This is a genomic window from Confluentibacter citreus, assembly GCF_002807055.1.
In the GTDB taxonomy this organism is placed as follows: domain Bacteria; phylum Bacteroidota; class Bacteroidia; order Flavobacteriales; family Flavobacteriaceae; genus Confluentibacter; species Confluentibacter citreus.
Window position 1 is genome coordinate 1,097,306 of record NZ_NIXN01000001.1, and the last position, 17,700, is coordinate 1,115,005.

Here is a 17,700-nt window from a genome sequence, read left to right on the forward strand (position 1 = left end):
CGGGATATTTTACTTCATATACGATTGAAGTTTAAATTTGGATTATTTTACTGTTACTTTTATATTAGTGAAGTTAATATTCATACCATTAGCCATTTTATGTTCAGTCGCTAATTTAAGGCCGTTATAAACTTGGTATGTTTCAAAGGTATTTGCTAATGATGGGTTTTCGTCATTCCCTCTTCTAAAAACCCATTCATTTATTAGGAAATCGTCTCCATAATATAAATCGTAAGCATCACCAGGAGTGTAGCCACCACCATCATTTGGATACGTTAATGTAATTTTATTCATTTGTGTTTTGCTTATAGGTGCTTCGGTTTTAATGGGCTCAGAAATGGTTGTGTTTTTGTCCCATACCAATTGGAATGGTATGAGCAGCCAAAACTTATCATTAATAAAGCTTTTATCTAGATTTATTTTTGTTGAATCTATTTTGGTTCTGTTATAATTGACAATGGAATCTTTATCTGCTAAAAAAGATATGTTATTCCTTTTTGGTTCCCAAATCCATGAGCGTTCGGTATGGCTACTGTCTTTATCTACATTAAAAGTAAACTCGATTTTTGAAACGTTTTTCCAATGTACGTAACCATGCGCATTAGCAATTTTTTCAGCTATGGTCAATTCTTTGGTTTCACTTACGTTTTTTTGGTTTTTGTTACAAGAAACGCATAGTATTGTTAAGATAATTAGAATAGCATTTTTCATTGATTTAGTGATTTTCTTTTAGTAATTCTTTTGGGAAATTAGCTTGAAAACGTTTCAATCTGGGAATAGACACGTTTCTTATATAACTATTATTTGGGTGAAGCTTTTCATAATTTTGATGGTAATCTTCAGCAATCCAAAACTTCTGGAAAGGGTAAACCTCGGCAGCAATTTTTGCATTTAATTTTTTAGCTAAGGCTTCTTTCTTTTTTAAAATGATTTGTTTTTGCTCCTCGTTTTGATAAAAAATAATAGAGCGATATTGCGAACCATTATCGGGGCCTTGTCCATTAACCTGTGTTGGGTTTTGAGAGGCAAAGTAGGCATCTACCAAGGTTTCAAAACTTACTATTTTTGGGTCGTAAATAACTTCTACGCTTTCTGCGTGTCCGGTTCTTCCTGTATTGCTGCTTTCATATGTTGGATTATTGGTATGGCCGCCGGAGTATCCGCTTATAGACTCTTCAACACCTTTTATACTTTCGTATACAGCTTCTACACACCAAAAACAGCCACTAGCAAAATAGGCTCGTGCTTTGCCATTTTGAATAGGCACTTGAACTGGTTTAGAGTCTGTAACTTTTTGACTTTGGGTGTTTTGGGCCTTGTTTTGGCAACTGAATAAAATAGTTAGCGCTATAGCTGAAATAATATTTTTCATAAATAAGTTTTATTATCTAGTCGTATAAAGTTAGAAAACCTTTTTATTTTTAATTGTGAAAGTTTTCACAAATAAAAAAGCCTTCATAATTTATGAAGGCTTTAAGTATATCGTTTTTAACGGATTAAAATTTTGAAAACAATTTTGCCATTTTTTCTTTTTGTTCTTCTGCTAATACAGCGTCAACCAAAATCCGACCACTATGCTCATCTGTAATTACTTTTTTACGAGAAGCAATTTCTACTTGTATTTGTGGTGGAATGGTAAAAAACGAACCTCCAGAAGCACCTCTTTCAATAGCTACTACTGCTAAACCGTTTTTTACATTTTTACGAATTCTATCGTAAGCAGCAACTAAACGCTCTTCAATTTGTTCTTTGTAATCTTGAGATTTTTCAATTAAAGCTTGTTCTTCTTTTTCGGTTTCAGCTAGAATAGCATCAAGCTCACTTTTTTTGTGTTTAAGGTGATTCTCACGCTCTTTTAGGCGTTCTTTCGTTTCGGAAATAACCTCTTTTTTCTGCTCGATTTGAGACTTATATTCTTTAATATGTTTTTCTGCTAATTGAATTTCCAATTCCTGAAACTCGATTTCTTTAGTAAGCGAGTTAAACTCTCTGTTATTTCTAACATTTTTCTGTTGCTCAGCATACTTTTTCATTAAAGATTTAGATTCTTCGATAAGGTTCTTTTTAGAAACAATATCATTATCTATAACTTGTAAACTAGATACAAGTTTTTCTAATCTTATATTTAGTCCAGCAACTTCATCTTCTAAATCACGAACTTCTAATGGAAGTTCTCCACGAACATTTCTTATTTCATCAATACGTGAATCGATGAGTTGTAAATCGTATAAAGCTCTTAGGCGCTCTTCAACAGTTTGTTCTTTTTTAGCCATACTTTAAAAATACTTAACAGGATTGGTAATTGTCTTTGATAAAACGACTGCAAAATTAGTGATTTTTTTTGTAAGATATGCAACTAATATATTTTTTGTGAATTGCTCACTTTCATAATGTCCAATATCCACTAAAAGAATCCTATTTTCAGCCATAAAAAAATCATGATATTTTAAATCTGCTGTTATAAATGCATCAACATCAGAGTCTTTAGCTGCTTCTATGGCAAAACTTCCCGAACCGCCCAAAACAGCTACTTTCTTAATCTTTTTATTTAAAAATTGGGAATGCCTAATATGTGTGGTATTCATTTTAACTTTTACATAGTTCAAGAAGTCTTTTTCGTCGATGGCTTCTTTTAAATCCCCAATCATGCCCATGCCGATATGCTGATTTTTGTTTTCTAAAGTTGTTATTTCATAGGAGACTTCTTCATAGGAATGTGTTTTAAAAAGTGTTTGAAGAATATGTGATTCTAAATGTTTGGCATAGGTAACGGTTATTTGAGTTTCTTTTTCAGAATGAACTTGTCCTTTTTTGCCTTTTGTTGGGTTGGAATTGTCATTGCCGTTAAATGTGCCAATCCCTTCTACATTAAAACTACAATCATTATAATTACCAATACTGCCTGCTCCCGCTTGAAATAAAGCATTTCGTAACTGTTCGGCTTCTTTAGTTGGAACAAAAGTGGTCAGTTTTTTTATGGTTTGGTTTTGTGGAATTAATATACGCTTATTTGTTAACTCCAACTGATTGCAAATCATATCATTTACACCTTGAAAAGCATTGTCTAAAGCAGTGTGCATGCTGTAAATAGCAATGTCATATTTTATGGCTTTCATTACCACACGTTCTACATAGGTTTTGCCAGTTAACTTTTTCAAACCTTTAAATATAATAGGGTGGAAGCTAACAATGAGATTGCATTTTGTTTCTATGGCTTCATCTATAACTGTTTCAAGCGTGTCTAGTGTTACAAGAATTCCTGTAATGGGCATATTTTTATGGCCTACCAAAAGCCCAACATTATCAAAATCTTCTGCATAGGCTAAAGGAGATAATGCTTCTAAATGTTTCATGACATCTTGAACAATCATAAAAATGCTATTTTTTATTATTAAACAAAGATAAAATATTTACTTTGTTGTAATGAAATTGATTAGAAAGATAACGTTTCCGTTTGTGCCTATTTATTATGTGGTTACAAGTTTGCGCAATACATTATACGATTTGGGTATTAAAAAATCGGTTTCTTATGATTTCCCAATAATATGTGTTGGAAACTTAAGTGTAGGTGGTACAGGTAAAACACCTATGATTGAGTATTTAACTAAACTGCTTAAGTATGATTATAGAGTAGCAACTTTAAGCCGTGGTTATAAACGTAAAACAAAAGGATTTCAATTAGGCAATGAAACATCATCAGTAGATACTTTAGGAGATGAGCCGTTTCAGTTTTATAGTAAATTTAAGAATGATGTTTTAGTTGCTGTTGATTCAGATAGAAATAATGGCATTAAAAAATTAGGATTACTTCAAAACAAACCCGAAGTCATCCTATTAGACGATGCCTTTCAGCACAGAAAAGTAAAAGCAGGATTTAATATTTTACTGACTGCCTATAATAATTTGTATACAGAGGATTTTATTTTGCCAACGGGTAATTTGAGAGAGCCCAAAATTGGTGCGAAAAGGGCTAATGTAATTGTTGTAACTAAATGCCCAATGAATTTGGCCGAAAATGATAAAACAAGCATCATTAAAAAATTAAGTATAGAGCCTTACCAACATGTTTTTTTTAGTTTTATAAATTATGCTGAAAACGTGATCTCTGTTGAAAGAAATATAAAACTGAATGATTTAAAACATTTTACTTTAGTAACGGGTATTGCGAATGCAAGCACGTTAGTTCAGTTTTTAGAAGAGAAAGATTTGAGATTTGAGCATTTAAATTATAACGATCACCATGATTTCTCTGCAACCGACATTAAGGAACTCGAAACAAAACAATTGATTATTACTACCGAAAAAGATTTTATGAGGTTAAAACAATTTGCATCTTTAAAAAGCAAATTGTTTTATTTGCCTATAAACATTGTTTTAGATAATGAACCAAAATTCAATGCCTTAATAAAGGATTTTTGTGAAAAGTTTAAGCGGTAGCTGATTTATCTTTATTTGCTGCCAATGCGTTGTAGAGTTTTTTCTCAAACTCTTCTTGTTTAAAGGGTTTTGGTATAATATCCGTAAAACCTGCTTCTTCAAACTCATGCATTTTGTCTTCAATAGTAACAGCAGTAAGTGCAAAAATGGTCAGTTCCTTATCAAAAGTCCTCACAATTTTAGTGGCTTCGATACCGCTAATTCCAGGCATGTGGATATCCATTAAAATAATATCAAATTTATTTGCTTTAATCATTTCTACGGCAGCTTCGCCATTATCGACAATATCACATTTAAGATTCATTTTTGTTAGAATCTTTTTAGTAATCATCTGATTGATTTTGTTGTCCTCAACCACTAAAATTCTAACACTTGTTAAGTCCAAATCTTCTGCATTTTCAAATAGATTAGATTTAACTTCCTGTGTGTTTTTCTCTTTTTGAATGGTATATTCAAGCGGAATTTCAAAATAAAATGTAGTGCCTTTTCCAAGTTCACTTTTAACGAATATTTTTCCTTTTAAAATATCTATCAACCCTTTTACAATAGAAAGGCCAAGTCCGGTACCACCATATTTTCTGTTTATTTGAATGGATCCTTGAGAGAAACTTTCAAACATGTTTTGTTGTTTTTCTTCGCTTATACCAATACCGTTATCTTCAATTTCAAAACGTAAGGTGTACATGTTGTCATTTTGCTCCGTTTTGTAAACTCTAATCCAAATATCACCATCTTTAGTAAACTTAATGGAGTTGCCAATTAAGTTTATTAGTATTTGCGAGATTTTTAATTGATCAGCAATGAAGTTTTCTGGTAAATGCTTATCGTATTCAAAATGTATTTTAACATTATTGTCTTGCGCCGAGTTATTTAATGCTAAAACGATATTGTTTATTTTCTTTTTCAGGTTAAACGATTCTGGATCTATGTCAACTTTATTAGCTTCAATTTTATTTATTTGAAGGATGTCGTTTATAAATGTTAAAAGATAATCGCCCGAGAATTTCAATGATTTTAAATGTTGTACTTGCTCTGGCCTTGGATTTTCTTCTAATAACATATTACTTAAACCTGTAACAGCATACAATGGTGTTCGGAGCTCGTGTGTTACTGTTGATAAGAAATTAGCTTTGGTTTTGGATGCTAATTCAGCTTTTTCCTTGGCTATAATAAGTTCTGCATTTTTTTTATGCAGCATGTTATTTGTTTTTAGCCTGATGTTATTGTTTTTGTAAAGTGAAAGCGTTAATAATGATAAGATTGTTATAAGTGCAACACTTAAAATAGAAATTAAAGTGCCCAAGTCATTTCTACTATTAGCTACAACTAATTCTTCTTCTGTTTTTTTGTTTTTTTCAATTTGATCGTTCATTAAGGATTGATATCTCTTTTCAGGCGATAAATTGGCTTTTTTAACCAACCCAATAGAATCGGATAAATTTATATAGGCTTTTAAATAAAAATTTGAAGCTTTATAGTTTTCAATATTTTGATTGATGTCACTTAAAGTAGAGTAAGCATCACTAAGAACATCTGGGAAATTATTGTTCTTAGCTAATTGTAAACCTTCATTGGCTATTGTTAATGCTCTTTCATTATCTCCTAAAGCGGCATAAATCTTACCTTGGTTTACTAAGGCTGTACTTTCAATTTTTGCTAGATTTTCTTTTTTTGCTAGGGCAATAGATTGTTCAAACAAAACTCTGGCTTGTTTGTAATTTTCTAGATTAAGATATGTTTTCCCTTCCAAAAAAAGTGTTTCAGACAAATTTTTGTTTAATCCTTCTTGTTCAAAGAGACTCTTAGACGAAATGAAATAGTCTAAAGCTTGGGTGTAATTTTTTTTGCCTAAATATACTTCTCCTAATGTTTTATAGGAACTTGCGAGGTTGATATTGTCTTTTGAAAAACGTTGTACTTCAATAGCTTTGTTTAGGGACTTTAATGCTTCGTCTAGTTCTTCTATAATAAGTTGTAATTTACCTTTTTTGGAGTAAATAATGCCGAGGCTTTTATTGTTTTCAGCTTTAATAGCTAATCCTAAAGCATCATCTAGTTTTTTCTGAGCTTCAAAGTAATTGTAATTTTCAATATCAATTTCAGCTTGCGAAATACGATAATCTATATTGTTTTGTAATATTTCAGGATCGTCGTCAATCGTTTTTTGCGACCACATACTGATGCTCGATAGCATGATTACAATATATAAGTATCTTTTAATTTGAGGCATATCAATCAACTATAATGAACAAATATAATTATTTTACCGATAAAGAATCATTTTTTTCCGATAAATTGCACAATAAATCAATAATTCTTTTAGAGTACCCAGTTTCATTATCATACCAACCAATTATCTTAACCATGCTCCCTATTACAGATGTCATTTGAGAATCAAAAATGCAGGAGTGTGTATTTCCAACGATATCTATGGAAACAATTGGGTCTTCTGTATATTCCAATATGTTTTTATATTGATGTAAGGATGCTTCTTTAAAAGCATTGTTTATATCTTCAATGGTAACGGTTTTTTTTACATTAAAAGTAATATCGGTTAAAGATCCGTTTGCAACTGGGACTCTAATGCCGCAGCCTCCAATAACATTTGAAAGTTCTGGAAATATTTTTGTCAGTGCTTTTGCCGCGCCAGTTGTTGTTGGAACTATGGATTGTCCAGCAGCTCTAGCTCTCCGTAAATCGCTATGCGGTTGATCGTGCAGGCTTTGGTCTGTTGTGTAGGAGTGAATCGTTGTTATGTAAGCCTGATTGATGCCGCATAGCTTGTTGATAATATCAATCATGGGAGCGGCATTGTTAGTGGTGCAAGAAGCATTTGAAACAATGGCTTCGCTACCATTCAAAGTATCATCGTTAACGCCCATTATAATGGTTTTGATGTTATCGTCTGTTGGAGGCACACTTAAAATAACTTTTTTAGCGCCATTGTTTATATGAAATTGTAAATCTTTTGAAGTTTTAAATTTACCAGTTGATTCAATAACAAAATCTATCTCATAGGGTTTCCAATCGATATTTTTTGGATGATTGGCATTTATCAAAGTAACTTTTTTATGGTTTGCAATGATATGTTGATCATCATGTGAAATGGTTCCATTAAAAATACCATGGATACTGTCATACTTGAGTAAATGGCTAAGGGTTTTGGAATCCGCTAAATCATTTATTGCAATAACCTCAATGTTATTGTAATCTTGAAGTAACCTAAAAACACGTCTGCCAATTCGTCCAAAGCCGTTAATAGCTACACGTACCATAGTTATTCTATATGCTTTTGGGCTCTGTAAGATGAGCGTACAAGGGCACTACTTTCTACATGGCGAAATCCCAAGCTTAAACCAATGGTTTCGTATTCCTTAAATTGGTCTGGATTTATAAATTCTTTTACAGGCAAGTGTTTTTTACTTGGTTGTAAATATTGGCCAATAGTTACTACATCAACATCATTTTCTTTCAAATCATGAAGGGTTTCAATAACTTCTTCCCTGGTTTCACCCAATCCAAGCATAATGCCCGATTTTGTTCTTCGTTGTCCTTGTTGTTTTAAATATTTTAAAACCCCTAAGCTTCTTTCATATTTTGCTTGAATGCGAACTTCTCTTGTTAAACGCTTCACAGTTTCAATGTTATGAGAAACCACTTCGGGCGCAACATCAATGATTCTATCTATATGCTGTTCTATACCTTGAAAATCAGGAATAAGGGTTTCAAGGGTGGTTTCAGGATTCATACGTCTAACCGCTTTAATCGTTTCTGCCCACATAATACTTCCCATATCCTTTAAATCATCTCTATCAACACTTGTTAAAACAGCGTGCTTAATTTTCATAATTTTTATGGAACGAGCTACTTTTTCGGGTTCGTCCCAATCTACGGTTTCGGGACGTCCAGTTTTTACACCACAAAATCCACAAGAGCGTGTGCAAATATTGCCTAAAATCATGAATGTAGCGGTGCCTTCACCCCAACATTCTCCCATATTCGGACAACTTCCTGAGGTGCAAATAGTGTTTAATTTGTATTTATCAACTAAGCCTCTTAACTCCGTATATTTTTTTCCTGTCGGAAGTTTTACGCGCAACCATTTAGGTTTTGGTAACCTTTCCTCAGGTAAAATGCTTGAAATAGTTTCGGTATTCATACTTTAAAATAAAGTCACAAAGATACGAAGTATTCTATTAAAAAGAGACTATAAAGTGCTAAGATACCAAAGACTAAAACCTATTAAAAAGAGGATTCCTAACCAACTTAAAATGTGCAGTTTTACAGATGGATGCCATTCTTTTGGTGTGTGCTTGCTTGATATTAAAACGTAATTTATAATGGCAAAAAAAGGAGCTGTCATGAAAGAGAGTATGGTTGCAATTTTTATTAATAAACCCATACCAGATGCTAAAAACAGTAAAATAATAATGGTTCCTATGGCTAATAAAATAATCCAAAAAGTATAACTAAAAATAGAGGTTTTTTTGAAGAGTAATTCTGTAGTTCTTGCCATTGCTCTGGGAGATGCATCCAAAGTAGTTAATGTAGTGCTGAACATGGTTGTAAAAGCGGCAATGCCAATAATTACATAAGCCCAACTTCCTAAATTAATGGTGTACATATTTATCAGCTGATTGGCAAACTTTCCAGCAGAATCGCTAAACGTTTCTCCACTATGAAACATAACATAAGCTCCTAGTAATACAAATCCAATACCAATGAAAATGGTGCTTATGTAGCCTATATTGAAATCAAATAAAGCAGACTTAGGTGTATATTTTTTGGTGTCGTTGTTTTTTTCAATACACCATAAAGATTGCCAAACAGACACATCTAAAGGGGCGGGCATCCAACCCATAAAGGCAATTAAAAAAGCGATGTCAATAGTGTTTTTTGGAAGTATTTGTGTTAAAGATAATTTCCCAGAATGATTGATATACGCTATAATGACAGCTATGATGGTGCTTATTGTTAGAGTAACAACAATAATTTTCATTAATCTATCAAGGAGTTTATATTTTCCTAAAATCAATAAACAAAAACAAATCGTGAGAATAACGATGGACCATGTTTCTACACTAATAAAATTTCCAAATAGACTTGATGCTAAGCCCGCAGTTACAATTGTTACGGCCGTTTGAATAGTAAACATCGTAGCAAAGGCTATAATGTAATAGCTAATTAAAACCCATGTGCCTAATTTTTTGTAACCATCCAATAAGCTTTCATTTGTAGCAGTTGAATATCTAGGGCCAAACTGAAAAAAAGGATATTTACATATGTTTACTAAAAGCAATGCCCAAATTAAACCCAAGCCAAAATCGGCTCCCGCACGTGTAGATTGTACTAAATGAGAGACGCCAATTGCTGCGCCAGCAAATAATAAGCCGGGTCCAAGGTTTTTAAACTTGGTTATCATTGATTATCTTGAATAACATCAGCCAATAATTTTTTAGCTCTCAAGAGTTTTACTTTCACATTATTTATGGGTTCTTTAAGCTGTTCTGATATTTCTTTATAGCTTAACTCTTGAAAATAGCGCAAGTTAATAATTTCCTGATAATGAGGCTTTAGCTTTTTAATGTCGCGAAGTAATTTTGCTAAATGCTGCTCGGTAATGAGTTCATCTTCGGGTGAAGGCGATTCATCTAAAATTTGATAAACCGATTTATCATCATTGGAAGTGAATTGCGAAATGGAATTTTTTTCCTTCCGAAGCAAATCAATATGGATGTTTTTTGAAATGGTTATTAGCCATGTCTTAAACTTATATGAATCATCAAACGTATTAATTTTATCAAAAGCGCGAGAAAATGTTTGGATGGTTATATCCTCGGCGTCATTTTCGTTTTCAATACGTTTTAACTGAAACCCATAAACGTCATCCCAAAAAGTATCAAGCAGAAAATTAAATGCTTTCTGGTCGTTTTTTTTAGCGCGAACAATGGCTTCTTCTATTTCCAATGGTTTGGTTTTGAAATAAGATTATTTATAAAGATAGCTAATTGAAATGCAATTAAAAAGATTTCTAAAAACGGAATTAACAATAAAAGATCGTTTTCATTTAGTTTTTTTGCCGAAGTTCCAATAATGGTATACTGAAATATAAGTTTTATTAAAAAGAACGCAAGAACAATTGGCCAATAGTGCAATGTAACTAAAAGCAAAAAAGCTAAAAACCAAAATAACAAGTTGGTCATATAAATAATTGCCAATGAAATTTTATGCTTTCGTTTATAGTAATTTGCCGTTGAAATGTGTCGTCTTTTTTGATTGAACCAATCTTTGAATGTGGTTTCCGGAACCGATTCCGTAAAGCTTTCGTTAGAAACACAAATAGCTGTATTGGTTTTTGATGCTATTTGATTGATAAATAAATCGTCATCTCCAGAACGTACTTTAATATGCGAAATAAATCCGTTTGCTTTAAAGAACTCATCTTTTGTATAAGCTAAATTTCTTCCAACACCCATATAAGGCAACCCTTGATTTGCAAACGAAAAATAATGAATAGCCGTAGTTAACGTTTCAAAACGAATGAGTTTGTTTAAAATGGATTTTTTGATTTTAGAATAAGCACCATACCCTAAAACAATGCTTTTTTCGTTGTTAAAATGAGCACTCATTTCTTTAATCCAGTTTTTAGAAACAGGCTTACAATCGGCATCGGTAAATAAAAGATAATTGTATTTTGATGCTTTTATGCCAAGGGTTAAGGCGTATTTTTTATTGCCCCAAAAGGCCTCAGTATTTTTTACATCAACAATTTTTATGTTTGAATGTTTTCCTGAAAAAGCTTCCATAACCTCCAAGGTATCGTCATATGAAGCATCATTGATGAGTACAATTTCAAAATTAGGATAATCTTGTGAAATGATTGAAGGTAGAAAGTTCTTTAAGTTTTCAGCTTCGTTTTTTGCACATATAATAACGGAGATTTCAATATCATTAGGTCTTTTCTTTATTGGTTTAAGAAAAGCAAATTTTCCAAAGAAGAATATGTAAAATATGACTTGAATAAAAACTACTACAGTAAATGCGTAGAATACAACATCAAGAAAAGCCATAAATTATTTGGAATGTTTAGGTTCGTTGCAATCGCTAAATTGGTCGGGTGTCTTCCCGCAAAACCCACAAGCTTCACCATTTTTATTTAGCATGGGATTTTGACTTGCGCAAGTACCAGAAAATTTTCCATCTTTCTTAGCCCAAATTTTTATTGCTATACCTGCTATTCCCAATCCTAACAATAGGAATGTTATCAAAAGAAGTTTCATTATATAAATTTTTGCAAAGATAATGCTTTTAATAATAAATCGATAAAGTGTTTTAATTATCATTATTGAGGCATCATTTTTTTGATGTACGACGCATAATTATTCGTACATTTATTATACTAACTACTAAACATTCATTCTATGAAAAAATTATTTGCAGAATTTTTTGGAACATTTTGGCTTGTTTTCGGTGGCTGTGGAAGTGCTATTTTTGCAGCTGGTTTTCCAGATCTTGGTATTGGATTTGCAGGCGTTGCCCTTGCTTTTGGTCTAACCGTATTAACAATGGCTTATGCTGTTGGACATATTTCAGGCGGACATTTTAACCCCGCTGTTTCGTTTGGTTTGTGGGCGGGTGGAAAATTTCCTGCTAAAGATTTATTAAGCTACATCATAGCCCAATTAATTGGAGCAATTGCTGCAGCCGGTTGCTTGTATTTAATTTTATCTGGTAAGTCAGATTTTGTTGATGTTGGAGGTTTTGCTGCCAACGGTTATGGCGATTTATCTCCCGATGGCTATTCTATGACGTCTGCATTAATAGCTGAGTTTGTATTGACGGCTTTTTTCTTATTGGTTATTTTAGGAAGTACTAACGAAAGAGCCCCTAAAGGTTTTGCGCCTATTGCCATTGGCTTGGCTTTGACATTAATTCATTTAATTAGCATTCCCATTACCAATACATCGGTTAACCCTGCACGTTCTACAAGTCAGGCATTGTTTGCCGGTGGAGATTTTACAGGACAACTTTGGTTGTTTTGGCTAGCGCCTATTGTTGGTGCTATTGTGGCAGGGTTTATACATAAAACCTTATTCGATAAAGAATAAAGAGAAAGTATATAGCATAAAAAAGCCTCATTTATTTAATTAAATGAGGCTTTTACTGAGGGATTTTAATACTAATTTATTGTAAAGTAATTTCGGCTACCGAGTTTTGTAAAGAAGCAACGGTGTTTCCTCCTTTAGGTTCAATGGTAATATTTAATCCAAGCGCATTTTCAGTATAAGGAATGGTTTTCAATTGTCTATCTGTTTCGCTTAAAATACCCAAACTTACCATTTTACCTTGTAATTCTGCCCATATTTGGTAACATTGTTCCTCAGGTAATTTAGGAAGTGACACCACGTCAATCATTGACGTTTTATCTTTAGCATTAATATATGCCACGGTTTTTAAGTTTTTTGCACGACTGTTTCCTTCAATAATATACTTGTAAGTCTCAGGATCATTAAGCTGTTTGAATTGGCGCATGATTTCGTCCAGCTTTTTGTTGTTCATTTCTATGTCGCTTCTTAAATCAAAAATTTCATCAACAACTACCTGATTTTCTTCAGATAATTTTTCTTTTTGATCGTAAAGAGAAAAGGACCACCCAGCAAAAATTAGAGCGGCAATACTCGCTGCAACACCAAGTTTGTGCCAAGTTTTGTACTTTTTGTAAGTATTCAAATTGATAACAGGTGTTTCGTCAATTTCATCTAAAATAGCATCTAAGATGTGTTTGGGGGCATCAACAGCATTACTTTTAGCAACCACTTCTAGGTTAAATTGTAATGTATTGTAGGCATTCTGTACCTCAGGATATTTTGAAAGATAGGTTTCTACTGTTTGAGTTTCGGCAGAAGTAGTCTCTCCCAATAGATATTTATCTAATAGGCCAGAATTTAAAAAAGTAGTTATTTTTGCATTCATGACATTTTAAGTTAATGGCTGTAAATTTTTTTCAGTTCACGTAAGCCGATTTTTAATCTCGATTTTATAGTACCCAGCGGAATATCAAGTTCTTCACTGGCTTCTTGCTGTGTCATGCCCTCAAAAAAGAGCGCATGAAGCACAATTTGGTATTTTTCATCAAGCGTATCTAAATGTTTCTTAATATCTAGAACATCTTGATTTAACTCGTTCGACGTTATCTTATATACGGATGAAGTTTCAATTTGGACTTCGTTATCGATTTTGGTTTTTAGAGATCTAACTTTGTCAATAGCTGTGTTGTATGCAATTCTATAAAGCCAAGTAAATAATTTAGCTTTTGTGGCATCATATTTTTTAGAGTATCGCCATATTTTAACAAAGCTTTCTTGAAGTACATCCTGGGCCGTATCGTCATCAGTTATTATTTTTTTAATAACACCATACAAAGCATCTGCGTAGTTTTCATACAACAAATGAATGGCCTTTTTGTCCCCGCGTTCTAGTAAACTAACTATTTCTTTTTCAATGGTTGATATCAAGATACATGTATTTTATGGATAATTCAAAACGATGCAAATTAAGTAAATTTAGAATTTTTTTTGAATTATAAAATATTTACTTCAGCTTCAATTGAAATATCAAAAAGGCCTTTAATGGTTTTTTGAATTAATTCTGCCAATTTTAATATGTCTTCGCCTTTGGCATTTCCATAGTTAACCAGAACTAAGGCTTGGTGTTTATGCACACCATAATCTCCAAAACGCTTTCCTTTAAAACCTGCTTTTTCAATAAGCCAACCAGCGGGCACTTTAACTTCATCATTAGAAACTGCATAACTTGGCATATCTTCAAAATTCTCTAATAACGATATATAATGTGATTTTGTTATAATTGGGTTCTTAAAAAAACTTCCACTGTTGCCAATGTCTTTTGGATTAGGAAGTTTTTGTGTTCTTATAGAAATGACGGCTTTTGAAATATCCTGTATAGTAGGGTTGCTAATGTTCATATCTTCAAGCTGAGTCGAAATAGTCCCATAATTTATGTGAAGCTTATGATTGTTCTTGCTAAGTTTAAAAGTAACACTGCTAATAATATATTTACCTTTTGCGTGTTGCTTGAAAATTGAGTTTCTGTAATCGAAATGACAATCTTCTTTTGTAAAAGTTTCAATCTTTTTGGTTTCTAAAGAGATGGCTTCACAAGAAAAAAAAGTGTCTTTTAATTCCACACCATAAGCCCCGATATTTTGAATGGGAGCCGAACCAACATTGCCTGGTATTAATGACAGGTTTTCAATGCCTCCAAAGTCTTTGTTTATACACCACAAAACAAACTCGTGCCAATTTTCGCCGGCGTTTGCTTTAACCAAAACAGTGTCACTATCTTCCGAAACTACAGAAATACCTTTTATATTGATGTGAACAACAAGTAAGTCTTGATTTTTAGTAAGTAACATATTGCTACCTCCACCCAAAATTAATTTTTCAGGGTATTCAGTAAGTTCTAAAACCTTTATTAATTCATCCATAGTTGACACAGAAACAAAGTGTTTTGCTTTGGCGTCAATACCAAATGTGTTGTATGGTTTTAAAGATATGTTGTGGGTTATTTGCACTAATCGTTATATACTTTTAAGGCCTCTTTTATAATATTTACAGCTTTTATTAAGCTTTCTTTGTTCAATACGTAAGCAATTCTTATTTGGTTCAAGCCAAGACCAGGAGTGGAATAAAAACCACCTGCAGGCGCCACCATAACTGTTTCGCCATTCACATCAAAATGCTCCAAAAGCCATTGGGCAAAATGGTCGGAGTTTTTTATTGGTAATTCTGCTACACAATAAAAAGCACCTTTAGGTTTGGTTACTTTAATACCTTCTATTTTTTGCAATTCTGCAATCAACGTGTCTCTGCGTTCAATATATTCGGCAATCACATCATCAAAGTAACTTTGTGGCGTGTCTAGTGCCGCTTCACTAGCGATTTGTGCATATGTTGGTGGACTTAAACGCGCCTGCGCAAATTTTATAACGGTTTGTATGACGCTTTTATTTTTAGAAACTAAGCAGCCCACACGAGCGCCACACATGCTGTAGCGTTTAGAAACAGAATCAATCATAATGGCATGCTCGTCTAATCCTTCTTCATGCATGATGGAATAATGTTCGTTGCCATCATATATAAATTCACGATACACTTCATCTGCAATTAAAAACAAATCATGTTTTTTAACAATCGCTGTCAATTTTTGTATCTCTTCTTTTGAATACAAATAACCTGTCGGGTTGCCCGGATTACAAATTAAAATGGCCTTTGTTTTTGGAGTAATAAGTTTTTCAAATGCTTCAATGGAAGGTAATGCGAAATTATCCTCAATTTTTGAAACTATAGGAACGACATGAACACCAGAGGCCACTGAAAATGCTATATAATTCGCATAAAAAGGTTCGCAAACTATCACTTCATCATCAGGATCCATAATGCTTCCAAATACAAATAGCAATGCTTCGCTGGCGCCAGTGGTAACTACAATATCTTTTTCTGACACATATATGTCATGTTTTTCATAATACGCCGCGATTTTTTGTCTGTATACTTCAGAGCCTTCAGATTTTGAATATGATAAAATTTCAACTGTATTTTCTCTAACGGCTTTTAGGGCAACTTCAGGGGTTTTAATATCTGGTTGTCCAATATTTAAATAGTAAATAGATTTCCCATCCTTTACTGCTTGTTCTGCATAAGGCACCAATTTTCGGATAGGTGATTGGGGCATAAGCTCCCCTTTTCTGGATATAGTTGGCATTAAAAAAATTTTAGGGTGCAAAGTTGAGAAAATTATCTTAAAGTTTTTTTAAAAATTAATTCTAAATCAACAACGCAAAGTAAAGATTTGTAAATTGATAGATTAAAATCTGTATTCTTGTTTTATGAAGAAATTCCTGTGCATTATTGTGGGTTTTTTATGCTTTGTTAACTATTCGCAAAACACGTTTAGTGTTCAAAATAAACATAGGTCTGATAAAATAGAATTCAGTTTAATAAATAACGTTATTATAATTCCAGTTGAAATTAATGGGGTAACTCTGTCATTTTTATTGGATAGTGGTGTAAGCAAACCCATCATTTTTAATTTTTTAAATGTTTCCGATACTTTAAAAATAAAGAATACCGAAACCATTTTTTTAAAGGGGTTGGGAGGGGGAGATTCCGTTGAGGCCCTAAAATCCACAAATAATGTTTTAAGAATCGGTGATGCTATCAAGCTCAATCAAGATTTGTATGCTGTTTTTAATGATAACTTGAATTTTACACCAAAGCTAGGGATTCCAGTTCATGGTATTATTGGTTACGATATTTTTAAAGACCTTATTGTAGAAATAAATTATTCAAATAAATTTTTAAAATTAACCGAACCAAGTGCTTATAAATATAAAATTTGTAATAAGTGTGAAACATTTGATCTTGAATTTTATAACAATAAACCCTATTTAAATGCTAAAGTGACCATAAATACTAAAACCATTCCTGTAAAACTTCTTATAGATTCAGGAGGGAGCGATTCGCTGTGGCTATTTGAAAATGATTCATTAGGAATTGTAACAACTGGAAAATATTTTGAGGATTTTTTAGGACATGGACTTAGTGGAAGTGTTTATGGAAAGCGATCAAAAATAGAAGCGTTTTCTTTGAATCGTTTTGAATTTAAACACGCAAATGTGGCGTTTCCAGATGCTGCCTCCATTTCTATAGCTACACAATTTAAAGATAGGAATGGAAGTGTTTCTGGTAATATTTTGAAACGATTTAATTTAATTATGGATTATAGGAACAGTAAAATAACCCTTAAAAAGAATGCTAATTATAATGCTAAATTTACTTACAATAGAAGTGGTATTGAATTGGTTCACGATGGTGTCAGGTTTGTAAAAGAAATTGATGATAATTATTTAAAAGACAATAAAATTGGAAATGACGCATCCAACGAGAACCGGTTGATATTCGATCCCGAATATAAAATATCATTAAAGCCATCATATTCCATTGTAGAGTTAAGAAAAGGGTCTCCAGCTGATCGAGCGGGACTAATGGTTGGCGATATTATTTTAAATATTAATGGCAAACCTACCCATAATTTTTCATTACAGGATTTAACCCATATGTTTTATGATGCCATTGGTAAACGTATAAAATTAAAAATTGATAGAAATGGTATGGAAAAGCTGTATGAATTTAATTTGGAAGACGTATTCAAATAAAAAAAGCCTAAACATGTGTTTAGGCT

The 17,700-nt window shown here is 32.6% G+C and carries 18 protein-coding genes; 3 read left to right on the forward strand and 15 right to left on the reverse strand.

All coding sequences use genetic code 11. The features are described 5' to 3' along the window. Nucleotides 1-42 precede the first annotated feature (42 nt). The 4 genes from CDH49_RS04800 to CDH49_RS04815 all read right to left on the reverse strand — a co-directional run bounded on the left by CDH49_RS04800 (nt 43) and on the right by CDH49_RS04815 (nt 3,371). A complete protein-coding gene (locus tag CDH49_RS04800; RefSeq protein ID WP_100614237.1) occupies nt 43-711 on the reverse strand; it encodes a hypothetical protein in 669 nt (222 codons plus the stop codon). 4 nt (nt 712-715) lie between these two features. Next, nucleotides 716-1,372, reverse strand: a complete 657-nt coding sequence (gene msrA / locus CDH49_RS04805) for a peptide-methionine (S)-S-oxide reductase MsrA (protein WP_100614238.1) — start codon at nt 1,370-1,372, stop codon at nt 716-718. A gap of 124 nt (nt 1,373-1,496) precedes the next feature. Further along, complete coding sequence (locus CDH49_RS04810) at nt 1,497-2,273, reverse strand: zinc ribbon domain-containing protein (protein WP_100614239.1); 777 nt, start codon at nt 2,271-2,273, stop codon at nt 1,497-1,499. 3 nt (nt 2,274-2,276) lie between these two features. Then, on the reverse strand, nt 2,277-3,371 hold the full coding sequence (locus CDH49_RS04815; protein ID WP_100614240.1) for a Nif3-like dinuclear metal center hexameric protein: 1,095 nt from the start codon (nt 3,369-3,371) through the stop codon (nt 2,277-2,279). 52 nt (nt 3,372-3,423) lie between these two features. Here CDH49_RS04815 and lpxK point away from each other — a divergent pair, with 52 nt between their 5' ends. Then, nucleotides 3,424-4,437: a tetraacyldisaccharide 4'-kinase gene (gene lpxK / locus CDH49_RS04820; RefSeq protein ID WP_100614241.1), complete on the forward strand. Its 1,014-nt coding sequence runs from the start codon at nt 3,424-3,426 to the stop codon at nt 4,435-4,437. Here the strand turns inward: lpxK and CDH49_RS04825 are convergent. From CDH49_RS04825 to CDH49_RS04855, 7 genes are read right to left on the reverse strand one after another with little or no spacing between them, the layout of a single operon-like run. Then, nucleotides 4,427-6,667 carry an ATP-binding protein gene (locus CDH49_RS04825; protein WP_100614242.1) on the reverse strand — a complete coding sequence of 747 codons (2,241 nt, stop codon included), beginning with the start codon at nt 6,665-6,667 and terminating at the stop codon, nt 4,427-4,429. The two genes, lpxK and CDH49_RS04825, sit on opposite strands and share 11 nt — an antisense overlap. A 28-nt stretch (nt 6,668-6,695) precedes the next feature. After that, nucleotides 6,696-7,712, reverse strand: coding sequence for a type I glyceraldehyde-3-phosphate dehydrogenase (gene gap / locus CDH49_RS04830; RefSeq protein ID WP_100614243.1), 1,017 nt, complete (start codon nt 7,710-7,712; stop codon nt 6,696-6,698). Between the two features lie 2 nt (nt 7,713-7,714). Further along, on the reverse strand, nt 7,715-8,596 hold the full coding sequence (gene lipA / locus CDH49_RS04835; RefSeq protein WP_100614244.1) for a lipoyl synthase: 882 nt from the start codon (nt 8,594-8,596) through the stop codon (nt 7,715-7,717). 48 nt (nt 8,597-8,644) lie between these two features. Continuing rightward, nucleotides 8,645-9,859 carry an Nramp family divalent metal transporter gene (locus CDH49_RS04840; protein WP_100614245.1) on the reverse strand — a complete coding sequence of 405 codons (1,215 nt, stop codon included), beginning with the start codon at nt 9,857-9,859 and terminating at the stop codon, nt 8,645-8,647. Next, the gene (locus CDH49_RS04845; RefSeq protein WP_100614246.1) at nt 9,856-10,404 is read right to left on the reverse strand and encodes an RNA polymerase sigma factor; all 549 of its coding nucleotides are present in this window, start codon (nt 10,402-10,404) and stop codon (nt 9,856-9,858) included. Before CDH49_RS04845 ends, CDH49_RS04840 begins: the two co-directional genes overlap by 4 nt. Beyond that, complete coding sequence (locus tag CDH49_RS04850; protein ID WP_100614247.1) at nt 10,395-11,507, reverse strand: glycosyltransferase; 1,113 nt, start codon at nt 11,505-11,507, stop codon at nt 10,395-10,397. The genes CDH49_RS04845 and CDH49_RS04850 overlap by 10 nt, the downstream gene beginning before the upstream one ends. Before the next feature lie 3 nt (nt 11,508-11,510). Further along, nucleotides 11,511-11,717 carry a membrane or secreted protein gene (locus CDH49_RS04855; RefSeq protein WP_100614248.1) on the reverse strand — a complete coding sequence of 69 codons (207 nt, stop codon included), beginning with the start codon at nt 11,715-11,717 and terminating at the stop codon, nt 11,511-11,513. 141 nt (nt 11,718-11,858) lie between these two features. Between CDH49_RS04855 and aqpZ the strand changes: the two genes are divergently transcribed. Further along, nucleotides 11,859-12,545 carry an aquaporin Z gene (aqpZ, locus tag CDH49_RS04860; RefSeq protein ID WP_100614249.1) on the forward strand — a complete coding sequence of 229 codons (687 nt, stop codon included), beginning with the start codon at nt 11,859-11,861 and terminating at the stop codon, nt 12,543-12,545. A 76-nt stretch (nt 12,546-12,621) separates the two neighbouring features. On the opposite strand, the gene CDH49_RS04865 is transcribed toward aqpZ, so the two are convergent. The 4 genes from CDH49_RS04865 to CDH49_RS04880 all read right to left on the reverse strand — a co-directional run bounded on the left by CDH49_RS04865 (nt 12,622) and on the right by CDH49_RS04880 (nt 16,221). After that, nucleotides 12,622-13,410, reverse strand: a complete 789-nt coding sequence (locus tag CDH49_RS04865) for an anti-sigma factor (RefSeq protein WP_100614250.1) — start codon at nt 13,408-13,410, stop codon at nt 12,622-12,624. An 11-nt stretch (nt 13,411-13,421) separates the two neighbouring features. Beyond that, nucleotides 13,422-13,952: an RNA polymerase sigma factor gene (locus CDH49_RS04870; protein WP_100614251.1), complete on the reverse strand. Its 531-nt coding sequence runs from the start codon at nt 13,950-13,952 to the stop codon at nt 13,422-13,424. A 65-nt stretch (nt 13,953-14,017) separates the two neighbouring features. Continuing rightward, nucleotides 14,018-15,031, reverse strand: coding sequence for a UDP-N-acetylmuramate dehydrogenase (gene murB / locus CDH49_RS04875; protein ID WP_100614252.1), 1,014 nt, complete (start codon nt 15,029-15,031; stop codon nt 14,018-14,020). After that, the gene (locus CDH49_RS04880) at nt 15,031-16,221 is read right to left on the reverse strand and encodes a pyridoxal phosphate-dependent aminotransferase (RefSeq protein ID WP_100614253.1); all 1,191 of its coding nucleotides are present in this window, start codon (nt 16,219-16,221) and stop codon (nt 15,031-15,033) included. The genes murB and CDH49_RS04880 overlap by 1 nt, the downstream gene beginning before the upstream one ends. 124 nt (nt 16,222-16,345) lie before the next feature. Here CDH49_RS04880 and CDH49_RS04885 point away from each other — a divergent pair, with 124 nt between their 5' ends. Then, complete coding sequence (locus CDH49_RS04885) at nt 16,346-17,674, forward strand: aspartyl protease family protein (protein WP_100614254.1); 1,329 nt, start codon at nt 16,346-16,348, stop codon at nt 17,672-17,674. Nucleotides 17,675-17,700: the final 26 nt, after the last annotated feature.